General features: G+C 46.2%; 3 protein-coding genes and 1 pseudogene. 1 reads left to right on the forward strand and 3 read right to left on the reverse strand.

Going from position 1 to position 7,246, the window contains the following annotated elements:
• Positions 1–44: 44 nt before the first annotated feature.
• Positions 45–2,426 (forward strand): cellulose binding domain-containing protein, encoded by a 2,382-nt coding sequence (locus ACWA6V_RS14190; RefSeq protein WP_449523107.1) that lies wholly within the window; start codon positions 45–47, stop codon positions 2,424–2,426.
• A gap of 77 nt (positions 2,427–2,503) precedes the next feature.
• Here the strand turns inward: ACWA6V_RS14190 and ACWA6V_RS14195 are convergent, their stop codons facing one another.
• The 3 genes and pseudogenes from ACWA6V_RS14195 to ACWA6V_RS14205 form a co-directional block, all read right to left on the reverse strand.
• The gene (locus tag ACWA6V_RS14195; protein ID WP_449523108.1) at positions 2,504–3,253 is read right to left on the reverse strand and encodes a SapC family protein; all 750 of its coding nucleotides are present in this window, start codon (positions 3,251–3,253) and stop codon (positions 2,504–2,506) included.
• Positions 3,254–3,339: 86 nt separating this feature from the next.
• A complete protein-coding gene (locus tag ACWA6V_RS14200; RefSeq protein WP_449523109.1) occupies positions 3,340–6,372 on the reverse strand; it encodes a TonB-dependent receptor in 3,033 nt (1,010 codons plus the stop codon).
• A 500-nt stretch (positions 6,373–6,872) separates the two neighbouring features.
• Positions 6,873–7,246, reverse strand: a pseudogene (locus tag ACWA6V_RS14205) (beta-glucuronidase); the annotation flags it as partial.

Raw genomic sequence — 7,246 nt, forward strand, 5'->3', positions numbered from 1 at the left:
CACCCTGCAATTGTCGCGCGCAGCTTACTTAGAGAAAAATAATTATGAAAAATTACCAACACAACAATGGGCGCTTTATAAAATCCATTGGCACTACACTCGGGCTGCTGATTGCTGGCACCATGTCATCAGCGTTACTTGCACAACAAGTTAGCCCGATATTGGTAGGCAATAATTTATGGTATGCAAACGAAGATACTGGTGCTACTCCCAGCGAAACGGTATGGCAGCAAACCAAAGATATGAACACCAAGCTGATTCGCATTGGTGGCCACCAATTTGATGAAGACATGCCCAGCAATGAAATTATGGAACAGTGGATTCTCAAAATCAGAGCAGCCGGTGCAGAGCCGCTTGTTCAGGTTTCACAATACAACTATGCCACACCATTAAATGACCGCGTCGCCGCTGCTGTCAGCATGGTGCAGTACCTCAACGTGACCAAGAAGCTGAACATTAAATATTGGAACATTGGCAACGAACCTTGGCTGCAGGCGGGCAAACCAGCAGACAACGCCGCCCTGGCGGCAGTTGTCAGCGGTTATATCAAACCCCTTTCTATTGCAATGAAAGCGGTAGACCCGAGCATTAAAATTTTTGGCCCGGATGAAGCCTACTTTATGAATTATTTAGGTGAAATGTTTAACAGCGGCAGCGCCAACGATATCGGCGGAAAGATTCCCGGCAAAGATTATTACTATATAGATGGCATTTCCTGGCATTCATACCCGCAGGACGCCGGTATAGATCCTGCCATTCAAGGTGCAGCAAGCTTTTTAAACAGCATCAAAAATAGCAAAGCATTGGTTGATGCAGCCAATATTCGCCACAACCGCTCCGGTGCCAATGCGCTGCAATGGGGGATTGGTGAATATAATTCCAAAGACGGCACAGTGGTACACACCTATGAAAACGGCCAAATGTTTGGTCAGGTTCTCGGGTACGCTATGAAATACCAAGCTACTTATGCGGCAACCTGGTCGATGTTTGAAAATGACGGAAAGCGCTCCGGGTCAGATTTCAGCATGATTGATGGTAACGGCACACCGCGCTCCTCCTATCATCACATGGCATTTGTTAGCAAATTCATGAGCGGAACTTATGCGGATGGAGTATCGAGCAATACCAATGTGGTGGCCTATGGTACCGTGAATGGTACACAGCGATCAGTGATGGTAATGAACCGCGGCACCAGTGCGCAAAATTTCACACTGCGCCTCAATAACGATGCAATTGCATCAACCGATGTAAAAATTAATATCAATGCAAACAGCACGCAGCAATACACTGCCAACATCGGTGCGAATACCACATTGCTGTTAGTGTTTAGCGGTGAAAGTCTGCGCAAATTCACTTACAGTAAAACGCATTTCGCCAGCGGCATGTCGCCCGTTGAAGAAATCATTGATACCTCCGGTGGCGGCAGTAATGGCTCTACTGTACTTATTAATGGTGAATTTACCGGCAGTGCCAACGGCTGGAGTATTTACTCCTTTGAGCCAACCGGTGATCTGCGCGATGTGCGCTACGAAAATAATAGTGTGCGTTTTTATACCGACAGCACTGAATTAAATTGGCACGGCCAGCTCTACCAAAAAGTCGATACAGTTGCGGGGAATACTTATAGCTTTGCATGCGATGTCGCGACGACGGGAACAAATGCCACCAAGGTGCAATTATTTATTGAAGAAGATGTTGACCTGACTAATATCGTCACCAGTACTTGCGATGTGGCTGGCGATGGCAGCACCCGCTGTACCACTTCCGCAAAAATACCCGTGGGAGGCGATAACTACGATAGCAAATTTGGTGTACGCCTCGCGAATACTGCAGATAACCCCGGCTGGGACTTTACTGTTGATAATTGTGCGCTCACTATGACTGCTGCATCGTCGTCGATGGCATCATCGAGATCAATGTCATCAGCACCAGCTTCATCCAGATCCAGTGTTGCCGCTTCGTCCATACCGGCATCTTCAACACCAGTATCATCTATACCCGCATCATCCAGACCGGCCTCGTCGATTGCAGCATCCTCTGTTCCTGCATCGTCAATGCCAGCTTCGTCAACATCAAGTGCAGCGTCTTCACTTGCCGCATCAAGCCTGGCTTCTAGTACTGCAACGAGTAATTGCCAATATGTTGTTACCAATCAGTGGAACAACGGTTTTACCGCCGATATTCGCATCACCAACAATCGTACGACTGCAATTAATGGCTGGAATGTCAGCTGGAGCTATAGCGACAATTCACGCATGACCAACAGTTGGAATGCCAATACAGCGGGTAACAACCCTTATAGCGCGAGCAATTTAAGTTGGAACTCTACTATTCAACCAGGACAAACCGTTATTTTTGGATTCCAGGGCACTAAAGGTACTGGTGCGGCAGTGATACCGCAGGTAGCGGGTAGCGTTTGCCAATAGCCGGCATTCCTGTAGGCAAAAAAAAATCCGGCAACTGCCGGATTTTTTTTGCTCTTTTTTTGCTTATTCCACAAGAGCTATAGCATGCTGTGAATGCACTTTTTATTTTTCAACTCAACTAACGCAGGAATATTTTCCAGCGACGATATCATATAGTGGGCCGCCTCCAAAAAGCCTGCCGCGTTCAATCTAGCTAAAGGGATAGACGCCAGAGCCGCCAGCTTTTGTTTATCCACAGTGTGATAACCATGGATACGATATTCATGGTGATTATCGAATTGCACTTGCAGATTCACAGGTTCAATTAAATCCAATTCAGAAAATGCTGCAATCATTGCGTCATTTAAGGAAAGCCCCTGAAGAATTAATTGCAACCGATGATTCACTGCATTTAAATACTCACTGTTACCACCCAACGGTAAAAAAATCGCCTCACCTTCATGCTCGCTCAAGCGTTGATCATCTATATCCAGGTGTATCACGGGAGTATGTTCATCTCCACCATCTTTTAGCTGATTCTGGAAACCAATTAAAAAGGGACCGCGCGCACTGAAAGCGGGAATATAACGTGCGCGCCAACCGTTGGGTGCCCCATGCTCATCCAAAAATAGATTTTCATTATCATCAAAGCCTAACATTGCCACCGGGCGCAACTTGTGTGTCTTGGGATCTGCGTGAAAGAAAATCGGATACTCTTTGTGCACGGCAGAAAACTCCGTTACAAAAGTCAGGACATTGGAAACGTCATAACCAAAAGCGGCGGAATAGCGGGTAATCACCTTTAAATCTTTATGCTCGATATTATTTAATACGACATGCCTGCCCATGTTAAAAACCCCCAGTGTATGTATAAAAATAAAGCCGCTGGTAAGAGCGGCTTTATCGTTTTTAACCCAGTGAACACACCACCCAATTAAAAATCATACCGCGCGCCAAGTTGGTAGCGCGGACCAAGGTCATATATATTCCACACTAACAATTCTGTACGGCCATGGGCGCGACTATCTTCACCCGTGAGATTCAAACCTTCGAATGATAGCGTGATGTTATCCGTCACCTCGTAACTCACGTTCATATCGATTTGCGCATAATCCTCAACATAGGTCGGGTTAGAACTGGTATATCCAGCTAGATACGCGTCGCGCCAGTTATAAGCAACACGTGCCTGCAATACTTCATTCTCATACATGAGCACGAGGTTCGCGGTATCGCTCAACCCCGTTAATGCAAACTGGGTAATATTAGTGGGCGATGCATTGTTGTAACCAATATCACCATTTACGATGGTGTAGTTACCCTGAATACCAAAACCGCTTTCACCAAAGAAGTGTTGCGCAGCAAGTTCAACGCCATTAATTTTTGCTTCTTTGTTATTAATAGGTTTGGTAGTCAAATACAACAACTCAGGATCACCTGCCTCCGGCGAGATATCATATTTAGTCGCCACGCTGCCCCAAAAGGTTGGATCTTGTGCTGGCGTTTTAAAATCCGCTGCGCCATTCGGGAAATCTTGTGGGTTATCCAAAATTGCAGTCATCACAAACAAGCTGTCCTCAGTCACAGGCTGATTAATTGCTTGTAACGCGGCGGCAGCTTGTTGCGCACGGGGGCCAGCAGTCGCATCTAACAAACCAAAATGGTTTTCATAAACTTGCTCGGAACCAATAAAATTCTCAACATGTTTTTCAAAAAAACCGATCGACACATAACTGGCATCATCAAAATAATATTCAACTGAAACGTCGAAGTTATCTGACTCCAAAGGCAGGAGCGCCGGATTCTGCGAACTGGCAACTGGCTGGCCGCCCAATCCTGTTGGCTGGTTCAAACCCCCGGTAGCACTGATAGTAGCGCCAGAGGTCAAATTACCGTAACCCGCACGCGAAATGGTGGTGCTATAAGATGCGCGCGCTTTAATTTCACTGGTCAATGCAATATCAAAATCAACACTCGGTAACAGGTTATCGTAGTCACTTTTTTGTGCATACATAGTAGGTGTCGTTGAGCGAACCAACAGAAAATCATTATTGTCCGTCCAGGTAACTTCTGTTGGAACCAACATTGAATTTGATGACGCCACATCGGTAGTTTCATAGCGTACACCGGCAAGCAAATTAACAGGTCTGCTAAATAATTCCGATTCAAAACCAAACTGCACATAAGCGGCTGCAGTTTCTTCCTCGATAATGGTATTGGTAGAAAAATTAGGATTATACGCAACCCCCCAAGGTACCGCAGCTTTAGCACCGTAGGTTGCCGCACCCCACTCGGCTAATTTGACTGCATCAGCCCGGAAGCCATCTGTTTGGTAGCCCGCCGTATTAAAATCATCAAATCCACCGACATAGTTATAGTTTTCGATTAACTCATCCGGAATATCCATGGGAAATGCAACGCTATTACCACCACCCTGCTTTTGCCAACTGGATTGTTGCTGCGCGCTTTGCATATTGCGTGTTTCCACCCCACCCTCCAGGATGAAACTGTCAAATTCATATTTAGCGTCGAACTTAACTTGACTGACATCCATTTTTTGGCGCGCGTAGGTAAAATCAAAAACAGTTGAACTGACATCGCCAATATCTGCAATACCATTGCTATTACCCTTAACTGAATCATTAATCAGGTTGGTAACTTGCGGCAATTTTTTACTGAAATCGAAAGTTGTATAAGAACCAATAGCGACTGCCATACCAGAGCGAACCGCACTGCCGTAAGCTTCTTCCGGACCACCTTCCAACTCTGAGTCGTGCGCATCAACCATCAGTGTCAAACGGTCGGTAGCTTCAAATTCCAAATTGACACCGAGCGATTTTAAGGTGTTGGTTACGTTGCCGCTGGTTTGGGCGTAGCTGTTATCCTTAGGGAAATTCCACGCCTGCTCAAGTGATAGTGGACCGGCAACATCGGGGTTTTTATCAAAAACAATTTTGGTAATATTGCCCTGCAGCCAAACTGTTTTATCACCACGCGCCTCTTCAATCTGGTTCTCAGCATAAGTGTAATCAAGCGTGCCCAATAATTTTTCTGTCGGCTTAAATTGCAGCGTAAGCTGTGCATTGTTGCGCTCGCGATGATTATCAACAAAGTGGTAACGCAAATCGTTGGGCAATGCATATAACTGGCCCACTTCCGGTGGGTTAATAATTTCCGCGCTGTTTAATGTGCTTAACGAACCTGGCTGCCCCGGAGTAACCCACTGACGAATATTCCAATTGTTTTCCGTGAGCCCAGACTGTCCGCTGTCGCGTACTTGATGACTTGCCGAGAGCGATACACCCAGAGTCTGATCATCATTAGCGAAACTCACCAGGCCAGATAATTCCGGGGTAATATCATCGCCTCTTTCATTCGTGGAGTCATTCACGAGCTTGCCGCCAACAGTTCCCACCAAACCATCAGTCTCAATAGGTTTGTTAGTAATAATATTAACGGTTGCACCAATGCCGCCAGTGGCCACACTTGCCTTACCCGTTTTATACACTTCTACCGCTTTTACACTTTCCGATGCGAGATTACCAAAATCAAACGCGCGACCAATGGTGCCGCCACCGTAGGCTGCCGTAGATCCACCCGACGGCAAGGTGCGGCCATTGAGGGTCACCATATTGTTGGAGCCACCAAAACCCCGCACAGTAATTTGCGAGCCTTCACCGTTACTGCGGCTAATGGAAACGCCAGTGATGCGCTGCAAGGATTCGGCAAGATTGGTATCAGGAAACTTACCCATGTCCTCAGCAGATATGGCATCCACCACACCCGCCGCGTTGCGCTTTACATCCATCGCGCGCTGCACCGAGGCGCGAATTCCAGTGACGACAACCTCTTCAACCATTTGTTCTTCGGCGGCAATCGCGACTCCCCCATAAAGACTGGATGAAATGCTGAGCGCCAGCAGGGAACGGGCAAATACCCGACTTTTATTGTTGTGTTTGAATGAGTTCATAGCATCCTCTTTTATATTGATTTTTATCATTAATATCTGCTGTGTCTTTCTATTGACTATCTTTGGCAAACCCACCAAGCCGCATTATGGACAAGTGGTAAGGCCACTTACCCACTAAACCACATTACCTAACGAACTGCAAGCGATGACTGGCGGCTAAATAGAAGTTTTTGGACTTAGCAGAGAAAATATTTAATCCAGCGATAGGGCAGCATCCGTCAAGGATCAATCTAAAGCTGCTACAAGATAGCGACGACCTAAAGCAGAAAAATTTCTGCGATTGCAGAAATAGGCTGAAAAAAATCAACCGGGAAATGAAGTCGAATCGACAATAAGATAGGATGAGAAATAAAAAGGCGAATCAGTTTTACAACTGATTCGCAAAGCGGGTATCAGTGAGCATACCCTCGGAATAGTCTGGAGAACACCAGAACATAAGGTCAAACATGCACATCATTCAGAGTTGCCGCACTTGTAGCACCAAGTGCGGCGACCATGAATTATTCAGCGCTAGACTCTTTCTTCTTATAATAATCGCGCAATACATACCATGCCTGCTTGCGAACACCAGCCTCAGATACCAGACCTTTACGATTATAAAAATCCTGAATGTCGGGCAATGAACGACGCGGCGACCGGAAATCTTTCAGGATCCAGGGGCTTACACCGCGCAACGCCGAAATATTTTCCATCATAGCGATATTTTGTCTGAATACTTCCGCTTGATACTCCTCAGTCCAACGTTCAGTTTTATCACCCAATTTACCTTGTAGTGCATCTGCACCGACCTCGCTCATAATTAGCGGCTTGTTGTATTTTGACGCCCACTTTTGGCTTGCACAATTTTCTGGAACTTCGTAATACCAACCACAAT

This window comes from Cellvibrio sp. (assembly GCF_053579595.1).